At 70.4% G+C, this 17,768-nt stretch carries 19 protein-coding genes; 12 read left to right on the top strand and 7 right to left on the bottom strand.

Annotated features, from left to right (window positions below; translation table 11 throughout):
* The first annotated feature begins 5 nt into the window (after window positions 1–5).
* The 3 genes from ABZW60_RS29470 to ABZW60_RS29460 all read left to right on the top strand — a co-directional run bounded on the left by ABZW60_RS29470 (window position 6) and on the right by ABZW60_RS29460 (window position 3,683).
* The gene (locus tag ABZW60_RS29470; RefSeq protein WP_355482267.1) at window positions 6–2,000 is read left to right on the top strand and encodes a 2-oxoacid:acceptor oxidoreductase subunit alpha; all 1,995 of its coding nucleotides are present in this window, start codon (window positions 6–8) and stop codon (window positions 1,998–2,000) included.
* Window positions 1,997–3,076, top strand: a complete 1,080-nt coding sequence (locus ABZW60_RS29465) for a 2-oxoacid:ferredoxin oxidoreductase subunit beta (RefSeq protein ID WP_355482265.1) — start codon at window positions 1,997–1,999, stop codon at window positions 3,074–3,076. The genes ABZW60_RS29470 and ABZW60_RS29465 overlap by 4 nt, the downstream gene beginning before the upstream one ends.
* Before the next feature lie 76 nt (window positions 3,077–3,152).
* A complete protein-coding gene (locus ABZW60_RS29460; protein WP_355482263.1) occupies window positions 3,153–3,683 on the top strand; it encodes a hypothetical protein in 531 nt (176 codons plus the stop codon).
* Here ABZW60_RS29460 and ABZW60_RS29455 read toward each other — a convergent pair.
* The 4 genes from ABZW60_RS29455 to ABZW60_RS29440 are packed head-to-tail and all read right to left on the bottom strand — an operon-like array spanning window position 3,677 to window position 6,137.
* A complete protein-coding gene (locus tag ABZW60_RS29455) occupies window positions 3,677–4,330 on the bottom strand; it encodes an HAD family hydrolase (RefSeq protein WP_355482261.1) in 654 nt (217 codons plus the stop codon). The two genes, ABZW60_RS29460 and ABZW60_RS29455, sit on opposite strands and share 7 nt — an antisense overlap.
* Entirely contained in the window at window positions 4,327–4,707 is a 381-nt protein-coding gene (locus ABZW60_RS29450) for a PIN domain-containing protein (protein ID WP_355482259.1), read from the bottom strand. The genes ABZW60_RS29455 and ABZW60_RS29450 overlap by 4 nt, the downstream gene beginning before the upstream one ends.
* Window positions 4,704–4,955 carry a type II toxin-antitoxin system prevent-host-death family antitoxin gene (locus ABZW60_RS29445; RefSeq protein ID WP_355482257.1) on the bottom strand — a complete coding sequence of 84 codons (252 nt, stop codon included), beginning with the start codon at window positions 4,953–4,955 and terminating at the stop codon, window positions 4,704–4,706. Before ABZW60_RS29445 ends, ABZW60_RS29450 begins: the two co-directional genes overlap by 4 nt.
* Before the next feature lie 30 nt (window positions 4,956–4,985).
* A complete protein-coding gene (locus ABZW60_RS29440) occupies window positions 4,986–6,137 on the bottom strand; it encodes an alpha-hydroxy-acid oxidizing protein (RefSeq protein WP_355482255.1) in 1,152 nt (383 codons plus the stop codon).
* A gap of 58 nt (window positions 6,138–6,195) precedes the next feature.
* On the opposite strand from ABZW60_RS29440, the gene ABZW60_RS29435 reads away from it, so the two are divergent.
* The 3 genes from ABZW60_RS29435 to ABZW60_RS29425 are packed head-to-tail and all read left to right on the top strand — an operon-like array spanning window position 6,196 to window position 9,259.
* The gene (locus tag ABZW60_RS29435) at window positions 6,196–7,401 is read left to right on the top strand and encodes an MFS transporter (protein ID WP_355482253.1); all 1,206 of its coding nucleotides are present in this window, start codon (window positions 6,196–6,198) and stop codon (window positions 7,399–7,401) included.
* Window positions 7,402–7,436: 35 nt separating this feature from the next.
* Window positions 7,437–8,684 carry a DUF445 domain-containing protein gene (locus ABZW60_RS29430; RefSeq protein WP_355482251.1) on the top strand — a complete coding sequence of 416 codons (1,248 nt, stop codon included), beginning with the start codon at window positions 7,437–7,439 and terminating at the stop codon, window positions 8,682–8,684.
* Window positions 8,681–9,259: a DUF402 domain-containing protein gene (locus ABZW60_RS29425; RefSeq protein ID WP_355482249.1), complete on the top strand. Its 579-nt coding sequence runs from the start codon at window positions 8,681–8,683 to the stop codon at window positions 9,257–9,259. The genes ABZW60_RS29430 and ABZW60_RS29425 overlap by 4 nt, the downstream gene beginning before the upstream one ends.
* A 26-nt stretch (window positions 9,260–9,285) precedes the next feature.
* Here ABZW60_RS29425 and ABZW60_RS29420 read toward each other — a convergent pair whose 3' ends face one another.
* Window positions 9,286–10,032 (bottom strand): D-Ala-D-Ala carboxypeptidase family metallohydrolase, encoded by a 747-nt coding sequence (locus ABZW60_RS29420; protein WP_355482248.1) that lies wholly within the window; start codon window positions 10,030–10,032, stop codon window positions 9,286–9,288.
* A 136-nt stretch (window positions 10,033–10,168) separates the two neighbouring features.
* Here ABZW60_RS29420 and ABZW60_RS29415 point away from each other — a divergent pair, with 136 nt between their 5' ends.
* Complete coding sequence (locus ABZW60_RS29415; RefSeq protein ID WP_355482246.1) at window positions 10,169–10,708, top strand: SigE family RNA polymerase sigma factor; 540 nt, start codon at window positions 10,169–10,171, stop codon at window positions 10,706–10,708.
* Entirely contained in the window at window positions 10,705–12,129 is a 1,425-nt protein-coding gene (locus ABZW60_RS29410; protein ID WP_355482244.1) for a hypothetical protein, read from the top strand. The genes ABZW60_RS29415 and ABZW60_RS29410 overlap by 4 nt, the downstream gene beginning before the upstream one ends.
* A 14-nt stretch (window positions 12,130–12,143) precedes the next feature.
* Here ABZW60_RS29410 and ABZW60_RS29405 read toward each other — a convergent pair whose 3' ends face one another.
* Together ABZW60_RS29405 and ABZW60_RS29400 are read right to left on the bottom strand one after the other, a co-directional pair.
* Window positions 12,144–12,896, bottom strand: a complete 753-nt coding sequence (locus tag ABZW60_RS29405; protein ID WP_355482243.1) for a TIM barrel protein — start codon at window positions 12,894–12,896, stop codon at window positions 12,144–12,146.
* Window positions 12,897–12,959: 63 nt separating this feature from the next.
* The gene (locus tag ABZW60_RS29400) at window positions 12,960–13,523 is read right to left on the bottom strand and encodes a hypothetical protein (RefSeq protein WP_355482241.1); all 564 of its coding nucleotides are present in this window, start codon (window positions 13,521–13,523) and stop codon (window positions 12,960–12,962) included.
* 122 nt (window positions 13,524–13,645) lie between these two features.
* Between ABZW60_RS29400 and rarD the strand changes: the two genes are divergently transcribed.
* The 4 genes from rarD (at window position 13,646) to ABZW60_RS29380 (ending at window position 17,767) form a co-directional block, all read left to right on the top strand.
* Window positions 13,646–14,563 carry an EamA family transporter RarD gene (gene rarD / locus ABZW60_RS29395; RefSeq protein WP_355482239.1) on the top strand — a complete coding sequence of 306 codons (918 nt, stop codon included), beginning with the start codon at window positions 13,646–13,648 and terminating at the stop codon, window positions 14,561–14,563.
* Between the two features lie 53 nt (window positions 14,564–14,616).
* The gene (locus ABZW60_RS29390; protein ID WP_355482237.1) at window positions 14,617–16,683 is read left to right on the top strand and encodes a PhoX family phosphatase; all 2,067 of its coding nucleotides are present in this window, start codon (window positions 14,617–14,619) and stop codon (window positions 16,681–16,683) included.
* 85 nt (window positions 16,684–16,768) lie between these two features.
* Window positions 16,769–17,245 (top strand): Rrf2 family transcriptional regulator, encoded by a 477-nt coding sequence (locus ABZW60_RS29385; protein WP_355482235.1) that lies wholly within the window; start codon window positions 16,769–16,771, stop codon window positions 17,243–17,245.
* 66 nt (window positions 17,246–17,311) lie between these two features.
* Window positions 17,312–17,767: a cupin domain-containing protein gene (locus ABZW60_RS29380; protein ID WP_355482233.1), complete on the top strand. Its 456-nt coding sequence runs from the start codon at window positions 17,312–17,314 to the stop codon at window positions 17,765–17,767.
* The last annotated feature ends 1 nt before the right edge of the window (window position 17,768 follow it).

The raw sequence follows: 17,768 nt of genomic DNA, 5'->3' as shown, positions 1-17,768 counted from the left end.
TGGAGATGAACAGAACAGTGACCATCGAGGTCAAGCAGCTCGACCGCGTGGTGATCCGCTTCGCCGGCGACTCCGGCGACGGGATGCAGCTCACGGGGGACAGGTTCACAGCGGAAACGGCATCGTTCGGCAATGATCTGTCGACGTTGCCCAACTTCCCCGCAGAGATCCGGGCACCAGCCGGAACCCTGCCGGGCGTCAGCTCCTTCCAACTGCACTTCGCCGACCACGACATCCTCACGCCGGGTGACGCACCCGACGTGCTGATCGCGATGAACCCGGCGGCGCTGAAGGCGAACCTCAAGGACGTGCCGCGCGGCCGGACCCTGATCGTCGACACCGCCGACTTCACCGCGCGCAACCTGAAGCGGATCGGGTACGACGAGAACCCGCTGGAGACCGGCGAGCTGGACGCGTACCACGTGGTCGCCCTGAACCTGACCGGCATGACGGTGGAGTCGGTCAAGGAGTTCGGGCTGAGCCGCAAGGACGCGTCCCGGGCGAAGAACATGTACGCGCTCGGCCTGGTGTCCTGGCTGTTCCAGCGGCCGGTCGAGTCGACGATCACGTTCCTGGAGACCAAGTTCGCGAGCAAGCCGGACATCCGGGACGCGAACATCGCGGCCTTCCGCGCGGGCTACAACTTCGGCGAGACCGCGGAGGAGTTCTCGGTCCGGTACGAGGTGAAGCCGGCCAGCATGGCCGCCGGCACCTACCGGAACATCTCCGGCAACCTCGCGCTGGCGTACGGCCTGGTGGCGGGCGCGCAGCGGGCCGGCCTGCCGCTGGTCCTCGGCGCCTACCCGATCACGCCGGCCTCCGACGTGCTGCACGAGCTGTCCAAGCTCAAGCGGTTCAACGTCACCACGATCCAGGCCGAGGACGAGATCGCCGGTGTCGGCGCCGCCCTGGGCGCGTCGTTCGGCGGGGCGCTCGGCGTCACCACGTCGTCCGGTCCGGGGATCAGCCTGAAGTCCGAGACGATCGGCCTCGGCGTGATGCTCGAGCTGCCGCTGGTCGTCTGCGACATCCAGCGCGCCGGCCCCTCGACCGGGATGCCGACCAAGACCGAGCAGGCCGACCTGCTGCAGGTGATGTTCGGCCGCAACGGCGAGGCGCCGCTGCCGGTGCTCGCCGCCCAGTCCCCCGCGGACTGCTTCGCGATCGCGATCGAGGCGGCCCGGATCGCGGTCACCTACCGGACGCCGGTGATCGTGCTGTCCGACGGCTACCTGGCCAACGGCTCCGAGCCGTGGCAGGTCCCGGTCGTCGACGAACTGCCGACGATCGAGCCGAACTTCACCCTCGAGCCGAACGCGACCGGCGACGACGGCGCACCGAAGTACCTCCCCTACCTGCGCGACCCGGAGACCCTCGCCCGCGCCTGGGCGGTCCCCGGTACGCCGGGCCTGGACCACCGGATCGGCGGTCTGGAGAAGGAGGACAAGACCGGCAACATCTCCTACGACCCGGCCAACCACGACCTGATGATCCGGACCCGGCAGGCGAAGGTGGACGCGGTCGCGCGGTCGATCCCGCCGGTCGCGGTCGACGACCCGGACGGTTCGGCGAAGGTCCTGGTGCTCGGCTGGGGTTCGACGTACGGCCCGATCGGCGCCGGCGTCCGCCGGGTCCGCCGGGTCGGCGGCAAGGTCGCGCAGGCGCACCTGCGGCACCTGAACCCGTTCCCGGAGAATCTCGGCGACGTGCTTCGCAGCTACGACAAGGTGCTCGTCCCGGAGATGAACCTCGGCCAGCTGGCGATGCTGCTGCGCTCGAAGTACCTGGTCGACGTCGTCTCGTACGCGCAGGTCCGCGGCATGCCGCTCGGCGCCGCGGAGCTGGCCGAGGTGATCGGCAACCTGGTCGAGGAGACCGAGGGCATCGACGACGACGCCCGCCACCTGGGGGCGGCCGCGGCCGCCGTCAAGCACGGCGAGGCACTGGCGGACCAGAACGGACATCTCAAGCCTGGAATGCAGACAGGGGGAGCACGATGAGCACCGTGGAGCTCGGCATGCCGAGCCTGCCGAACGGTCTGCGCGGCGTCCCGGCCGCGACCGAACCGCAGAACCGCAAGGAGTACGTGTCGGACCAGGAGGTCCGCTGGTGCCCCGGCTGCGGTGACTACGCCGTCCTCGCGGCCTTCCAGGGCTTCCTGCCCGAGCTGGGGATCAAGCGCGAGAACGTCGCGATCGTCTCCGGGATCGGCTGCTCGTCCCGGTTCCCGTACTACCTGTCGACGTACGGCATGCACTCGATCCACGGCCGCGCGCCGGCGATCGCGACCGGGCTGGCGACGGCCCGCCCGGACCTGAGCGTGTGGGTGGTGACCGGTGACGGCGACGCGCTGTCGATCGGCGGCAACCACCTGATCCACACCCTGCGCCGCAACGTGAACCTGAAGATCCTGCTGTTCAACAACCGGATCTACGGCCTGACCAAGGGGCAGTACTCGCCGACGTCGGAGCCCGGCAAGGTAACGAAGTCGACGCCGATGGGGTCGGTGGACAACCCGTTCAACCCGGTGTCGCTGGCGCTCGGCGCGGAGGCCACGTTCGTGGCCCGGACGGTCGACTCCGACCGCAAGCACCTGACCTCGGTGCTGCGGGCCGCGGCCGAGCACCGCGGTACGGCGTTCGTGGAGATCTACCAGAACTGCCCGATCTTCAACGACAACGCGTTCGAGGCGTTCAAGGACCCGGAGACCCGGGACGACGCGATCATCCCGCTCGTGCACGGCGAGCCGATCCGGTTCGGCACGGACGGCCGGCTCGGTGTGGTCCGCGACGGGTTCGCGTCGCTGGCGGTGAAGGAGATCGCCGACCTGCCGAACGGCGAGGCCGACCTGGTCGTGCACGACGCGCACACCGAGGACCCGGCGTACGCGTTCGCGCTGTCCCGGCTCACCGACGGCGGTGTCCTGCACCGCGCGCCGGTCGGCGTGTTCCGGTCCGTCGAGCGGCCGGCGTACGACGACATGGTCCGCCAGCAGATCACCACCGCCCAGGAAGCCCAGGGCCCCGGCGACCTGCAGGCCCTCGTGACCGGCTCGGATACCTGGACCGTGAACTGACCCTCGGTCGGCACCATCCACCCGTGCGAACGGCGTCACCCTGGCGGTGACCCGTTCGCGTGGGAGGTTCTCCGCCATGGCGGAGAGCAGCGAACCGATCCAGCAGACGGTGCACTTCGGGCGATCGCTCACTGGCAGCGAGGTCGTCCGGGCAGTGCGGGACGCCTGCAATGCCCGTGACCAGGACAAGCCGGTGTACGGCGGCCAGGACTTCTACTCCGACCGGCCGGCCCGTCCGGGTGACCCGGTCCGGATCGGGCAGAAGTCGATGGACCCGGCGCGGAACCTCTTGGTGAAGCCCGCCGACGGTCCGGACGAGTTGTTCCGGCCGGAGGGGTCCTACGACTCGGCTGTGGTCGTCCGGCACGACCTCCCCGGCACTCGGTGGGCGGTCCGCTTCTACCCGCCCGAGGAGATCGCCGCGGTGGCCGACTTCGCGGAGCGGCTGTCCCGGCACCTTCCGGCCGAGCGGCAGGCCGACACCGGGTCGGCGTACGACCCCGCGTATCCCTCGCCGACCGGCGCGGTCACCAACCGGCCGGACAGCCGGGCGGCGGCCTCCGCCTGGCGCAAGACGTCACCGGGCGCCGACTCGCGCGGCTACTGACGACCGACGAGCTCGGTGAGGGTGGCGCCCGCCGCACGGTCGAGGTGGTGCGCGCTCAGCCCGGCGGCCCGCGCTGCGATCACATCCAGCTCCAGGTTGTCGCCGATCATCAGCGTCTCGCCCGGCTCGACGCCCAGCGCTTCGCAAACACGCTGGTACGCCAAGGGATCGGGCTTGCTGACGCCGAGTGCCTCCGACGTGCAGACCACGTCGATCAGGTCGGCCAGCCCGATCGCCGCCAGCTTCGCGTTCTGCTGCCTGGTGCTGCCGTTCGTGAGTACGCCGATCCGCCATCCGTTGCTGCGGGCAACTTCTAGCGCGGGGCGCGCGTCGGGGTACGCGATCCAGTTGTTCGTGTACTGCGTCAGGTAGCCCGTGAACACCTCGTCCAGCTCGGCATCGGTCACCGGGACCGGCAGCCCGAGCACCGGGAGGAACGCGCGGAGCCGCCCGCGCCGCTGGCCCTGGTGCGTGAGCTCCCCGGCCAGGAAGCGGTTGAACTGGTCCTCCTCGATCACGAACCACTCGGCGATCAACTCGTCCGTCGGCGCGATCCCGAGCTCCGTCACCCAACTGCGCAGACCCGCCACGGCACACCCCGTGTGATCGAACAGCGTGTTGTCCAGGTCGAAGATGATCGCCTTCACAGGCCGACAACCTCCACAAGCCCGTCGAGTCCCAGGAAGTCCTTCGGGTTGCGGGTGTAGAGAACAGCCTCGTGCGTGGCTGCAGTAGCGGCGATGACGAGATCGAACGCGCGGGCCCGCGGCCGGCGCCCGGCAGCCGCGACTGTCGCGGCGAAGGCCCCGTAGGTGCGAGCCACCGCGTCCGTCACCGGCAGCGCGTCGAAGGCTCGCTCGATGCCGGCAAGGCGCCGCAGCCTGCTCGCGCGGATCTCTGGCGACTTCGCGACCAGCACACCGAAGTGCAACTCCGCGAGGCTGATGGTGCTGATCGCGAGCTCCGCATCGACCGGGTCATCCAGGCCCTCGATGAGGACGCTCGTGTCGAGCACTGCCCTCATTGCTTCGGCGCCCAGGGGTCGTCCAGGTTCTGGTCGACCAGCTCGCGGTCGGACTCCCAGTCCTCGTCCGTCCGTCGACGCAGGACGTCGGCGATCTCTTCGTAACGCCGCCAGTGGTCACGCTCCGGTGGCCCGAGCACGGCGGCCGGCCGGCCGGACACCGTGATCAGCAAGTGCTCGCCGGCTTCGGCCCGGCGCACCAAGTCACTCGCATGCTGTCGCAGCTCTCGTAGTCCCAGGGCGTCCACAGGTCGACTGTAGCACATGTGCTATCTGCGCTAGCTGCGCACCACTGCGTCGCGGTTGAGCTCGCGGTGGTTGGCGTAGCCGGACAGCGCCAGCGTCAGATCGAGCTCGGCGAGGAAGCAGCGGAGGACGTGTTCGACGCCGGCCTGGCCGGCCAGGGCGAGGCCGTAGAGCAACGGACGCCCGAGCAGGACGGCCTTGGCGCCGAGGGCGAGTGCCTTGGCGGCGTCGGCACCGGTGCGTACGCCGGAGTCGAAGAGGATCGTCAGCTGTTCACCGACCGCGTCCGCGATCGCCGGCAGCGCGTCCAGTGACGCGACCGCGCCGTCGACCTGGCGGCCGCCGTGGTTCGACACCACGATGCCGTCCGCGCCGTGCTCGGCCGCGAGCTTGGCGTCCTCGACATGGGTGATGCCCTTGAGCACGATCGGCCCGTCCCAGTTGTCGCGCAGGAACGACAGGTCGTCCCAGGACAGGCCGACGTTCGGGAACATCTGCGCCCAGTGCATCACCGCCGCGCCGGCGTCCTCGTCGATCGGCTTGGCCAGCTTCGCCCGGAACGCCGGGTCGCTGAAGTAGTTCGCCAGGCCCTCGCCCTTCAGGAACGGCAGGAACCCGCGGTCCAGGTCGGCCGGCCGCCAGCCGATCGTCCCGGTGTCGAGCGTGACCACGAGGACGGCGTACCCCGCGGCCTTGGCGCGCTGCAGGAAGCTCAGGCAGACGTCGCGGTCGGTCGGGTAGTACAGCTGGAACCACTTGTTCGCCGCCTCGATCTGCTCGATCGCGTGGCTCGCCTGGGTCGAGTGCGTGTAGGTGAGGCCGAGGGTGTCGGCGGCGCGGGCGGTCGCCAGCTCGCCGTCCGGATGCGCGAGCGTCTGGACGCCGATCGGCGCGACCAGGACCGGCGCCGGCATCGACGTCCCGAGGATGCGGCAGGACAGGTCGCGCTCGGTGCTGCCGCGGAGCATCCGCGGCACCAGGCGCCAGCGGTCGAACGCGGCCCGGTTGGCCCACGCGGTCGAGCCTTCGCCGGCGCTCGGCACGATGTAGCCCATCGCCTCGGCCGGCAGCTTCCCGGCGGCCTGCGACTCCAGCCGCGCCAGGTCGGTCGTGATCTCCGGCGTCACCCCCTGCAGCATCCCCTGCAGGTAGATCTGCAACTGGTAGTCCCCGAAGTTGGCCATGCCGGATGCTTTCACAACGCCATGACATCCGTCAGCAGCGTGTTTGCGACAATCAGGTGTGAAAAGTTCAGTCACTCCTGACGAGCGCACGGCGCGGCACGTCAACCTGGCGTTGTTCGCGCTGGCCACCGGCGGATTCGCGATCGGGACCACCGAGTTCGTCACGATGGGGCTGCTGCCGCAGATCGCGGACGGCGTACGGATCTCGATCCCGACGGCCGGGCACGTCGTCTCGGCGTACGCGCTGGGCGTCGTGGTCGGCGCTCCGCTGATCGCCGCGCTCGGCGCGCGGACCGGCCGGAAACGGCTGCTGCTCGGGCTGATGGCGGTGTTCGTGGCCGGCAACGTGCTGTCGTCGCTCGCCGCGAGCTACGAGTTCCTGCTGGCCGCGCGGTTCCTGTCCGGCCTGCCGCACGGCGCGTTCTTCGGGATCGGTGCGGTCGTCGGCGCCTCGATGGTGCCGCCGGGCCGGCGGGCCCGCGCGGTGTCGATGACGATGGTCGGCCTGCCGGTCGCGAACATCATCGGCGTACCGGTCACCACCTTGCTGGGCCAGCGGCTCGGGTGGCAGGTGCCGTTCCTCGCGGTCGGCGTCCTGGGGTTGCTGACGCTGGTCGCGGTCTGGTTCTGGGTGCCGCCGCAGCCGGTCGGGAGCGACGTGAACGTGCGCAGCGAGCTCAGCGCACTGGCCCGGCCGCAGGTGTGGATGGCCTTGCTGGTCGGGATGGTCGGCTTCGGCGGCATGTTCGCCACCTACTCGTACATCACGCCGACGATGACGGAACTGTCCGGTTTCTCCGAGTCCGCCGTGACGATCGTGCTCGGCGTGTACGGCGTGGGCATGACGGTCGGCACGGTTCTCGGCGGCCGGCTCGCCGACCGGTCGCTGATGGGCAGCGTGTACGGCGGGCTGGTCGCGGTGGCCGTCGTCCTCGGAACGTTCGGCTGGCTCGCGCAGACCCGCCCGGGCGCGCTGGCCGCGGTGTTCGCGATGGGCTGCTCGGCGAGCATCCTGGTGCCCGCGTTGCAGACCCGCCTGATGGACGTCGCCCACGAGGGCCAGTCGCTGGCCGCGTCGCTGAACCACTCCACGCTCAACATCGCCAACGCGCTCGGCGCCTGGCTCGGCGGCGTCGTTCTCGCCGCCGGCTACGGCTACGAGTGGCCGAGCCGCCTGGGCGCCGGCCTCGCGCTGGCCGGTCTGGTCCTGGCGGGGATCTCGGGGCTGATGGAACGCCGGGGGTCGACTCAGGTTCTTGCCTGAGGGTTTCGTCACCGTCGACTTGGTTAGATCAAGGTATGGCGACCTTGACGTTGGGCGCCGCCGACCTGGTACGGCGGCGCGGGCTGCGGCGGATGCGCTCGGTGGCGTTGTCGCTGCTGGTGCTGGCCGCGGCGATCTATGTGGCGACCCTGCACCGCGAGGGCGGCTGGGCGTACCTGAACGCCGCGGCCGAGGCGGCGATGGTGGGTGCGCTGGCGGACTGGTTCGCGGTGACGGCGCTGTTCCGCCGGCCGCTCGGGCTGCCGATCCCGCACACCGCGATCGTGCCGACCCGCAAGGACAGCCTGGCGGAAAGTCTCGAGCAGTTCGTGACGGAAAACTTTCTGTCCGAGGAAGTCGTTTCGGAAAAGATGCGGTCGGCCGAGGTGAGCCGGCGGGCCGGTGAGTGGCTGGCCGCCGGGAACCACGCCGAGCGGATCGTGGCCGAGGGCGCGCGCACGGTCGGAGCGGCGCTGCCGAAGCTCGGCGACGAGGACGTGACCGCGTTCGTCCGCGGGTCGTTGCTGCCGCGGTTCGTGAAGGAGCCGTTGAGCCCGATCGCCGGGCACTTCGTCGAGTCGGTGGTGGAGGACGGCGCCCACCACGCGCTGTTCGACCTGCTGCTGGAGGAGGCGTACGACTGGCTGGCCGCCAACCGGGACCTGCTGGCCGACGTCGTCGGGCCGCGGGCACCGCGCTGGTCACCGCAGTGGGTCGACCGGCTGGTGATCGACCGGATCCACCGCGAGGCACTCGCGTGGCTGGCCGACGTCCGCGACAACCAGTCGCATGCGGCCCGCCGCGCCGTCGACCGGCTGCTCGGGCAGCTGGCCGACGACCTGCAGCACGACCCGGACACGATGGCGCGGTTCGAGGCGTGGAAGGCGCGGATGCTGACCCACCCGGACATGGGCTCGAGCCTGGCCGCGGTCTGGGACGCGATGCGGACGGCGCTGATCGAGGCGATCAACGACCCGGACAGCACGCTGCGGGCCCGGGCGATCCGGGCGCTGCAGGATCTCGGCAAGCGGCTCCAGGACGACGAGGCATTGCGCGCGAAGGTCGACACCCGCGCGTCCGAGGCCGTGGGGTACGTCGTCCGGACGTACGGCCGCGAGATCGTGTCGGTCATCTCCGACACCATCGAGCGCTGGGACGGCCGCGAGGCCGCCGCCCGGATCGAGCTGCACGTCGGCCGCGACCTGCAGTTCATCCGCATCAACGGCACCGTGGTCGGCGCCCTCGTCGGCCTCACCATCCACACCGTGAGCCAGCTGCTGTGAATCCGACCTACATCCGCAAGCGCAAGCGGCCGCACGGCTCCGGCCTGTGGCCGGCGTACCAGGTCGACACCGACGCCTTCGGCACCTGGTTCTACACGCCGGCCCGTTCCCTGTACCGCTCCAACGACGGCGAGTTCTGCGAGGTGGCTCAGCTCGGGCCGGGCGGGCCAGGCGAGCACTGCGTCCAGCTGGCCCCGCACGACGGCTGGTGGTTCGCGTACTTCCGGCAGAGCGGATTGCTGCACGTGGACGTGAGTACGCCGCCCGTGCCGGCCGGGGCGGAATGGACCTTCGAGGACCTGGAGCTGGATCCGTTCCGGCGTACCGACGGGACGATCGGCACCGAGGACTGGGACGAGCTCGCCGACGCCCACGCGGCCGGCCTGGTCAGCGATGCCGAGCGCGACGCGGCCGAGAGCGCCGCCCGCGGTCTGGAGCGGGACTTCGCGCACGGCGGCGAGCCGTTCGGCCGGGTCGGGTGGGAGCGGCTGGCCGCGGCGGTAGCGCTCGGGCTACCGCCGCTGACCGACTTCGGGGATCGTCCGCTGGACTGGACGGGGGCCTCAGGCCACTAGGTCCTGGCTGGATTGCCAGGCAGGACCTAGATGCCGCAGTTCGGGGCGCTCCAGCTGTTGGACGTGCGGATGTCGACGTGGGTGTGGTCGTTGTGGCCGGGGTAGCCGGGGCCGAAGATGCCGCCGAAGCCGTGGTAGCGGGCCTGCTTGGCGAGCGTGCAGAACGACGGGCTGCCGACGAGGTCGGCGGACCGGCCGTACAGGTGCTGGCTGTTGCTGGCGCCACCGACCTGGCTGTTGCACGAGTAGCTGCGGAAACCGCTGCTGATGCTGAGCGGCTGGTCGCCCAGCGCGTGCCGCATCGCTTCCAGGTGCCACATGGTCTCGAGCGCGTTGGCCTTGGTCGCCGCCTCGGACAGCGGACCGCCGTCGTACCCGGACCCGCCGCAGCCGTCGTCGAGTTCGGCGTAGGTGAAGTGGATCGGCGTGCAGTCGTCGTCCTGCAGCGCGTAGATCTTGCTGAACGTGGCGGACCCGGCGACACCGTCCTGGGCCAGCCCGTACGCCGCCTGGAAGCGCTGCACGGCGGCCTTCGTGGCCGGGCCGAACTCGCCGTCGATCGCCAGGTGCGCGCCGTACCCGGGATAGCCGGAAACGCGGATCTGCAACTGCCGCACGTCGGTGCCGGACATGCCCTGGCTGAGCGTGCGGCCCCAGGTGTAACAACCGTCCGCGTGGGCGACGGTCGCGGAAACGACCTGGGACGTGGTCAGCGTCGCCAGGAACAGGACAAGAACGGCCAGTAAGCGGGGTAACGGCCTGGTCAGGGACATCGGACACCTCCGGGGCGGTGAAGGAACCTGTCCCGGACAGCATTCCGTCACTTTCCGCCGTTTGACCAGTACTCGGCGGAACTTTCCGCCAAACTGCCAGGCAACTTTCCGGGATGGCCGGGCGGTCCCTCAGGATGTGAGCATCGACGACGGTGTACTGGCGACGGGGGTGACCGCGGTGCGCGACGGCACGGAAACCTTCGACCGGTTCGTCGCCGCACGCTCGCGGGCCCTGCTGCGGACCGCCTACCTGCTGACCCGCGACCACGCGCTGGCCGAGGACCTCGTCCAGACCGCGCTGGCCAAGGCCTGGTTCCACTGGGCCCGGATCCGCGAGGACAACCCGGAGCCGTACGTCCGGCGGATCCTGGTCACGACGTACTCCTCCTGGTGGCGGCGCCGCTGGAACGGCGAGATCCCGACCGAGGACCTGCCCGACGCGCCCACCCCGAGCGACGAGGACGGGCTCGACCTGTGGGACGCCATCGGCCGCCTCCCCCGCCGACAGCGCGCGGTCGTCGTCCTGCGCTTCTACGAGGACCTCACCGAGGCCGAGACGGCCCGGCTGATGGGCAGCTCCGTCGGCACCGTGAAGAGCCAGACCGCCAAGGCCCTCGCCAAGCTCCGCCTCGACCCCGCCATTGCCACCCCGGCAGATCTGGAGACGCCGCGATGAACCTCCAGGACCTGCGCGACGAGCTCGCGACCCGCGCCGACTCCGCCGACCACCACGGCCACGACCTGCTCCCCGGCGTCCAGCAGAAGATCCGCCGCACCAAGCAGCGCCGTACGTTCACCGTGCTCGGCGTGGTGGCCGTGCTGGCCGCCGCCGCGGCCGGCCTCGCCCCCACCCTGCGCTCGACCCCGGCACCCGCCGACAACCCGCCCCAGGACTACACCCGCGACGGCCTCACCGTCCCCGGCGTGGTCGGCAACGACAAGTTGCTCAAGGCATGGATCGGCGACCGCGACCAGAGCAAGCTGTCGTTCTCCTGGACCCCGACCACGAACGCGATCGCGATCCACGCCAACTGCGAGGCGGACAACGGCATGTACGCCGTCCGCTTTCACATCAACGGGTGGTTCGTCGGCGATGCCGGCTGCGATGCCGGCCCCGCCGCCTGGGCGATGGGCAGCACCGTCCGGCTCGGGCCGGATGCCGCCCTCTGGCTGGCCTCTCCGGTCGGCAAGCCGACCCAGGTCACCGCAGAAGTGATCCACCTGGAGACCCGCAAGCCGGCCGGGAAGAACGGCCGGGTCTGGTTCGGCATCTACTCGACATCACCCGAACCACCGACCGGCAACGGCGCGCCGGCCCGGATCCCCCCGGCCGAACCGGACGCGTACCGCAAGGACGGCGTGGTCTACCGCAGGACGATCGGCGGCGACACTCTGGCCGCAGCGGCGGTCGCCGACCCCGGCCGCGACGAGGTGCGGTTCAGCTTCACCGCGACCGGAGCCAAGCTGGCGCTGCGCGACTTCTGCACCGCGAACGCGGGCTCGGACAGCAACGACCGGCCCTACTCGGTGTCGCTGCGCATCGGGCCCCGGGAGCCGATCGAGTCCACCTGCGAGACCCGGTCCACCGACGCCGGGAGCGGCGGCGGCCTGACGATCGACTCGCCGGTTCCGGCCGGGCAGACCGTCGACGTGGTCGCGCGGGTCGTGCCGACCCACCCGAACGGCCCGGCCGTCCCGCCGGACGTCCGGCTGGGGCTGGGCGTGTACTTCCAGGGGAAGCAGCGCGTCGTCGACGGGACGGAGCTGCCGGAGCGGACCGAGATCGGCGGGTACGCGTACCGGCTCGCAGACCTGAAGACCGCGCCCGGACCCGACCGCCGGCTCGCGACCGACACTCCGGCGGACCAGCCGTACGCGGTGGCCTACGGAGCCTCGAGGCTCGGCACCGGCGAGTTCCGGGCCGCGCTCACGGTCGGCAAGACCGAAACCGGCGCCGGTGTCGCACCGGACCTCGGCAGCACGGGGGTCGGGTGGGACCTCCACGGCGCCGGGCCGGCCGAGCGGGCCACGTTGACGGTTACCGAGGGCAAGCCGACCAAGGGGACGCTGATCGTCGCGATCTACCTGCCGGACTAGGACCAGGACTAGGACTAGACCCAGCTGTGCAGGTCGGCCGCGTCCTTGGTGAGTTGGTCGGGTGAGTCGTCGGCGACGAACTCCAGCAGCGCGTTGATCTCGCGCGGCTCGGCGGCCAGGCGGTCCAGCACCGGGCGCCACAGCGACTCCCGGGCCGCGAGCGGCAGGCGGTTGTTGGACGGCCACCACGAGAACACGTGCACCGTGCTCAGCCACGGCATCAGCGACTCGAGCTGCTGCAGGCACGCGGCGTCGTCGAGGTCGACCGGCGGCTGCCAGTACGTCGTGAGGTTCGGCGCGCCGACGTCGAGCAGCAGCGTGATGGTCGAGTCGACCTCGTCGGTGAGCGTGTTGCGATGGAACTCCATCGCGATCTCGATCCCGGCGCCGGCGGCCATGTCGGCGAGCTCGCCGAGGCCGCGGGTGACCGCCATCCGGTCCCCGACGCCCGCGTCCGCCGTACCGACGTTGCCGGCCCAGACCCGGATCCGGGGCGCGCCGAGGGCCTGCGCGGTGGCGATCGCCGAGCGCATCTCCTCGCGGTCGACGCTGCCGGCCCGTAGGTACGACCCGTACGCCGCGACCTGCAGGCCGTGCACCTCGGTCAGGTTGCGGACCCGCTTGGCGTTGACCAGATTGCCGAGCGGCACATGCACGTCACCGCCCCACTCGATCGCCGCGAGCCCGGACTTCGCCGCCACCTCCACCACCTGGTCGACCGGCAACTGGCGGAACGTCACCGAGACCAGACCGGTCCTCACACCCACGCGTGCCTCCTGGTGTCCACCCCTCCATCCAACCGCATCACACCAACGGCCTCACGCAGCGCGTCAGCCGATGGACGGTCCGCGCCGCTCCGGTGGGGCAGTCGCCTTGGTCGCCGCCAGGCCGGTTTTGACCACGGCCACCGGAGCAGCGACCGGGCCGGCACCAGCCGCCGCGCCGGCAGCGGTACCGGCAGCGGTACCGGCAGGGGCCTGAGACGGGCCGTTGGGCGTCTTCCTGGCCGCGGCCTCGGCGGCGGTCGTGATCGCGTGTGCGATGTACTCCTGGGCCCGCTCGGCCCGTTCCGGGTCCATGGACCTCGTCCGGTCGGCGGCTGCCAGGAGCTCCACGGCCAGCTTCCGGGCCGGCGAGTCGGCCGCGATCCGGGGCCGGTCCTGGGGACTGCCGTGCACGTAGCCGCTGAACGCCTCGGCCTCGGCGCTGCCGTCGTCACCGTGCGCTGCCGCGACCACGTCGTCGTGCGCCCCCATGGCCTCGGCCGCGATCGCGCGCCGGACCCGCTCACCGGCCAGCACGCGGTCCTCCGGCGAGAGGCCGGCCGATCTGAGCGCCGTCCGCGTGACGTCGTCGGTCAGCTCGTCGATCAGCCTGCCGCGGGACTGCGCCATCCGATTCCTCCTGCAATTCATGGCCGGGTCGGCGCACAGGCTATCCGTGCGGGAGGGCCGCGACCGTCTCACGTAATGAGCAAAGTGATGGGATGCGAATGTCAGGCGTTTACGCTGGCGGGGTGCCGGAACAGCGACGAGGGTTTATCTACGGGTTCACCGCCTACCTGATCTGGGGACTGTTCCCGCTGTACTGGAAGCTTCTCGGCCGGTCCGGCCCGCTCGAACTGCTGGCTCACCGGGTGCTCTGGTCGCTGGTAACGATCGCGGTCCTGGTCGCCGTGCTGCGGAAGTTCGCCGCGGTAAAGGCCCTGCTGGCGGAGCCGCGCCGGCGGTGGCCGCTGATCGCGGCGGCGTTCCTGATCTCGGTGAACTGGGGGACGTACATCTGGGGCGTGCACACCGGCCACGTCGTGGAGACCTCGCTCGGGTACTTCATCACCCCGCTGTTCACGGTCCTGCTCGGGGTCTTCGTGCTGAAGGAACAGCTCCGCCCGGTCCAGTGGACCGCGCTCGGGATCGCGTTCGTCGCGGTCGCCGGGCTGACGATCGAGAACGGGCGGCCGCCGTGGGTGGCGATCATCCTGACGTTCTCGTTCGGCTTCTACGGGCTGGCCAAGAAGCAGGCCGGCGCCGGCGCGATCGAGGGGATGGCGATCGAGTCCGGCACCGTCGTACCGTTCGCGCTGGCCGGGATCGTCGCGCTCGGGCTACACGGCGACACGACGGTCACGCAGCACGGGACGGCGTACCTCGTGCTGGTGATCCTCACCGGGCCGATCACCGCCGTACCGCTGCTGCTGTTCGGCGCCGCGGCGACCCGGAGCTCGATGACGACGCTCGGGCTGCTGAACTACATCGCGCCGATCATGCAGTTCGTCTTCGGCCTGGTGCTCTTCCACGAGCGCATGACCCCGATGCGCTGGCTGGGGTTCGGGCTGGTGTGGCTCGCGCTGGCCGTGTTCACCTTCGACAGCATGCACAACCGGCGCCGCACGGTCGCCCTCGAGCGCGCCGCGGTCACTGCCGCGGCAGTCTGATTGTTCACCCGCAGTTCACTCAGCTATTTCACAGCGTCCCTATCGTCCGGGCCGTGACCAAGTTTCTGCCGCTGATCAGTCAGATCGGCACCCGCCACGGTTCCCGCTCCCTGCGCACCTGCGAGTACAAGTGCGCCAACCAGTGCGACCACCCCGAGCCGAACACGTCCGGCAACGAGCACATCCAGAGCGTCCTGCGGTCCGCGTTCAGCCGCCGCAAGGTGCTGGCGATCGGCGTGGCCGGTGTCGGCGCGGCCGGGGTGGCCACGCTGGCCGTGAACGCGCCCGCGCTCGCCGACCAGGTCGGCCACGGGCCCGGGAGCGGCTCCGGCAACGGCAACTTCCCGGGCTTCGGCCACCGCGGCGAGCTGACCCACGGCGTCGTCCCGCCGAACCGTCAGGACGACATCGTCGTGCCGCGCGGCTACGAGCAGGCCGTGGTCATCGGCTGGGGCGACCCGGTGCTGCCGGGCGCGCCGAAGTTCGACCCGGACAAGCAGTCCGCCGACGCGCAGTCGCGGCAGTTCGGGTACAACAACGACTACACGATGATCGTGCCGCTGCGCGACGACCGGAAAGCGTTGCTGGTCTGCAACCACGAGTACACCGACGAGAACCTGATGTTCCCGACCGGCCGGTACTCGGCGACCGAGGTCGCGAAGATCGGGATGGCCGCGCACGGCATGGCCGTCGTCCAGATCGAGCGCGTCGGCAGCAAGGGGCAGTGGCGGCGCGACCAGCAGCTGTCCCGCTACAACCGCCGGATCACCGCGTCCACGAAGTTCGAGGTCACCGGCCCGGCCGCCGCGGACGCCCGCGTCGGGAAGGTTGCCTACGGCACCTTCGGGAACTGCTCCGGCGGCGTGACGCCGTGGGGCACGATCCTGTCCGGCGAGGAGAACTTCAACGGGTACTACGACGTGAGCGGCACGGTCCCCGCCGAGCACGTGGACTCCTACAAGCGGTACGGCGTACCGACGACCGTCACCAAGTCCGCGCGGCAGTGGAGCATCGTCGACCCGCGTTTCGACCTGACCAAGACGCCGACCGAGGTGTACCGGTCCGGCTGGGTGGTCGAGGTCGACCCGTACGACGCGCGCTCGACGCCGAAGAAGCGCACCATGCTCGGCCGCCTCAAGCACGAGGGTGCGACCACCACGATCACTGCCGACGGGCGGATCGCGGTGTACACCGGCGACGACGAGAAGGGCGAGTACATCTACAAGTTCGTCTCGGCCGGCAAGTACGACCCGGACAACCGGAAGAACAACTTCGGCCTGCTGGACGAGGGCACGCTGTACGTCGCCAAGTTCACCGGCGACGGCACCACGGACGGCGTGTTCGACGGCGCCGGCCAGTGGATCCCGCTGACGTCGGACAAGCAGTCGTACGTCACCGGCATGTCCGTGCAGGAGGTGCTGATCAACACCCGGGTCGCCGGGGACAAGGCCGGCGCGACCCGGATGGACCGCCCCGAGGACGTCGAGCGGAACCCGGTCAACGGCCGCATCTATGCGGCGCTGACGAACAACGACAAGCGCGGCGGCAGCTTCCCGGTCGACGAGGCGAACCCGCTGGCGGTCTCGCACGTCCGCGAGAAGCTGGACGGTCCGCTGATCGAGAAGGCCGGCAACCGCAACGGGTACATCCTCGAACTCAGCGAGGAGGGCGACGACGCGGCCAGGACCGGGTTCAACTGGTCGCTGTTCCTGGTCTGCGGCGACCCGGCCGCGCAGGAGACGTACTTCGGCGGCTTCGACAAGTCGAAGGTCAGCCCGATCTCCTGCCCGGACAACGTCGCGTTCGACGGCTCCGGCAACCTGTGGATCTCCACCGACGGCAACGTGCTCGGCTCGAACGACGGCATCTTCACCGTCCCGGTCGCGGGCCCGAACCGCGGTCAGGTCAAGCAGTTCCTGTCCGTGCCGTTCGCGGCCGAGGCGTGCGGGCCGCTGGTGTCCGACGACGACAAGACGGCGTTCGTCGCCGTCCAGCACCCGGGCGAGACCGACGACGCGACCTTCGAGAAGCCCACCTCGACCTGGCCGCACACGGACAAGTTCCCGCGACCCGCGATCGCCTGCGTCTGGCGTCGCGACGGCGGCCGCGTCGGCAGCTGATCCCTCACTCATGCGTCTCGAGGCCCGGCCGGTGTGGCCGGGCCTCTCTTGACGCCAGATATTCAGGACATTTAATATCCAGGTTATGAAGATGAACGAGGGCGTCGAGTGGGTGATGCACAGCTGCGTGAACCTCAGCTGGATCCCCGGCGAGGCGGTCACCGCCAAGCGGCTGGCCGCCTTCTACAACCTGCCCACGGCGTACCTGAACAAGCAGCTGCAGGCGCTCACCCGGGCCGGCATCCTCACCTCGGCGTCGGGTCCGAAGGGCGGTTTCCAGCTGGCCCGCGACCCGCGCGACATCAGCCTGCTCGACATCGTCGTCGCGATCGACGGACCCGACGAGGCCTTCCGCTGCACGGAGATCCTCAAGGAAGGCCCCGGCGCGGACGCGAAGGCCGACTACACCAAGGTCTGCGTGATCTCGCAGGCGATGCGCGCCGCCGAGCTGACCTACCGCCGCGAGCTGGCGGGCCGGTCGATCGCGGATCTCGCCGACGAGGTCGTCCGCCGCTACCCCGATGCCCCCGGCAACACCAGGAACAGGTTCGCCAACCTCTGACGCTCCCCTCTGTTTGTTGCCCTGCCTTGATTCTGGACATTCAATATCCTCGATAAGGAGATTCCGATGACCGTACTGATCCGCGCCGCCGAGGCCGAGACGCTGTCCGCGAGCGGCGTGACCTTGCTGGCCGACGTGTCCGACACCGACGGACACCTGACCAGCCACCGCTCGATCTTCCAGCCCGGCAAGGAAGGCGCTCCCCCGCACCTGCACCGCGAGGCCGCCGAATTGTTCTTCGTCCTGAACGGCTCGCTCCGCGTCCTGACCGGCGAGGACCTCGTCACGCTGGCGCAGGGCGACTTCCTCCTGGTCCCGCCGAACACGCCCCACGCCTTCGAGGCCGCCGGCACGGACCCCGCCGAAGTCCTCTTCGTCCTCACCCAGGCCAAGCCCCGCTTCGGCTACTACCGCCTCCTCGAATCCGCCTACCAAGGCGAAACCGACTGGGCAGCCGTAGCCGAAACCAGCGACCTCTACGACAACCACTACGTCGAAAGCCCTGCCTGGCAAGGGCGTTAGG

This window comes from Kribbella sp. NPDC003557, from assembly GCF_040610805.1.
Classification (GTDB): Bacteria; Actinomycetota; Actinomycetes; order Propionibacteriales; family Kribbellaceae; genus Kribbella.
Note: the sequence above shows the minus strand (reverse complement) of the source record. Positions and strands in the feature narration are given on the sequence as shown.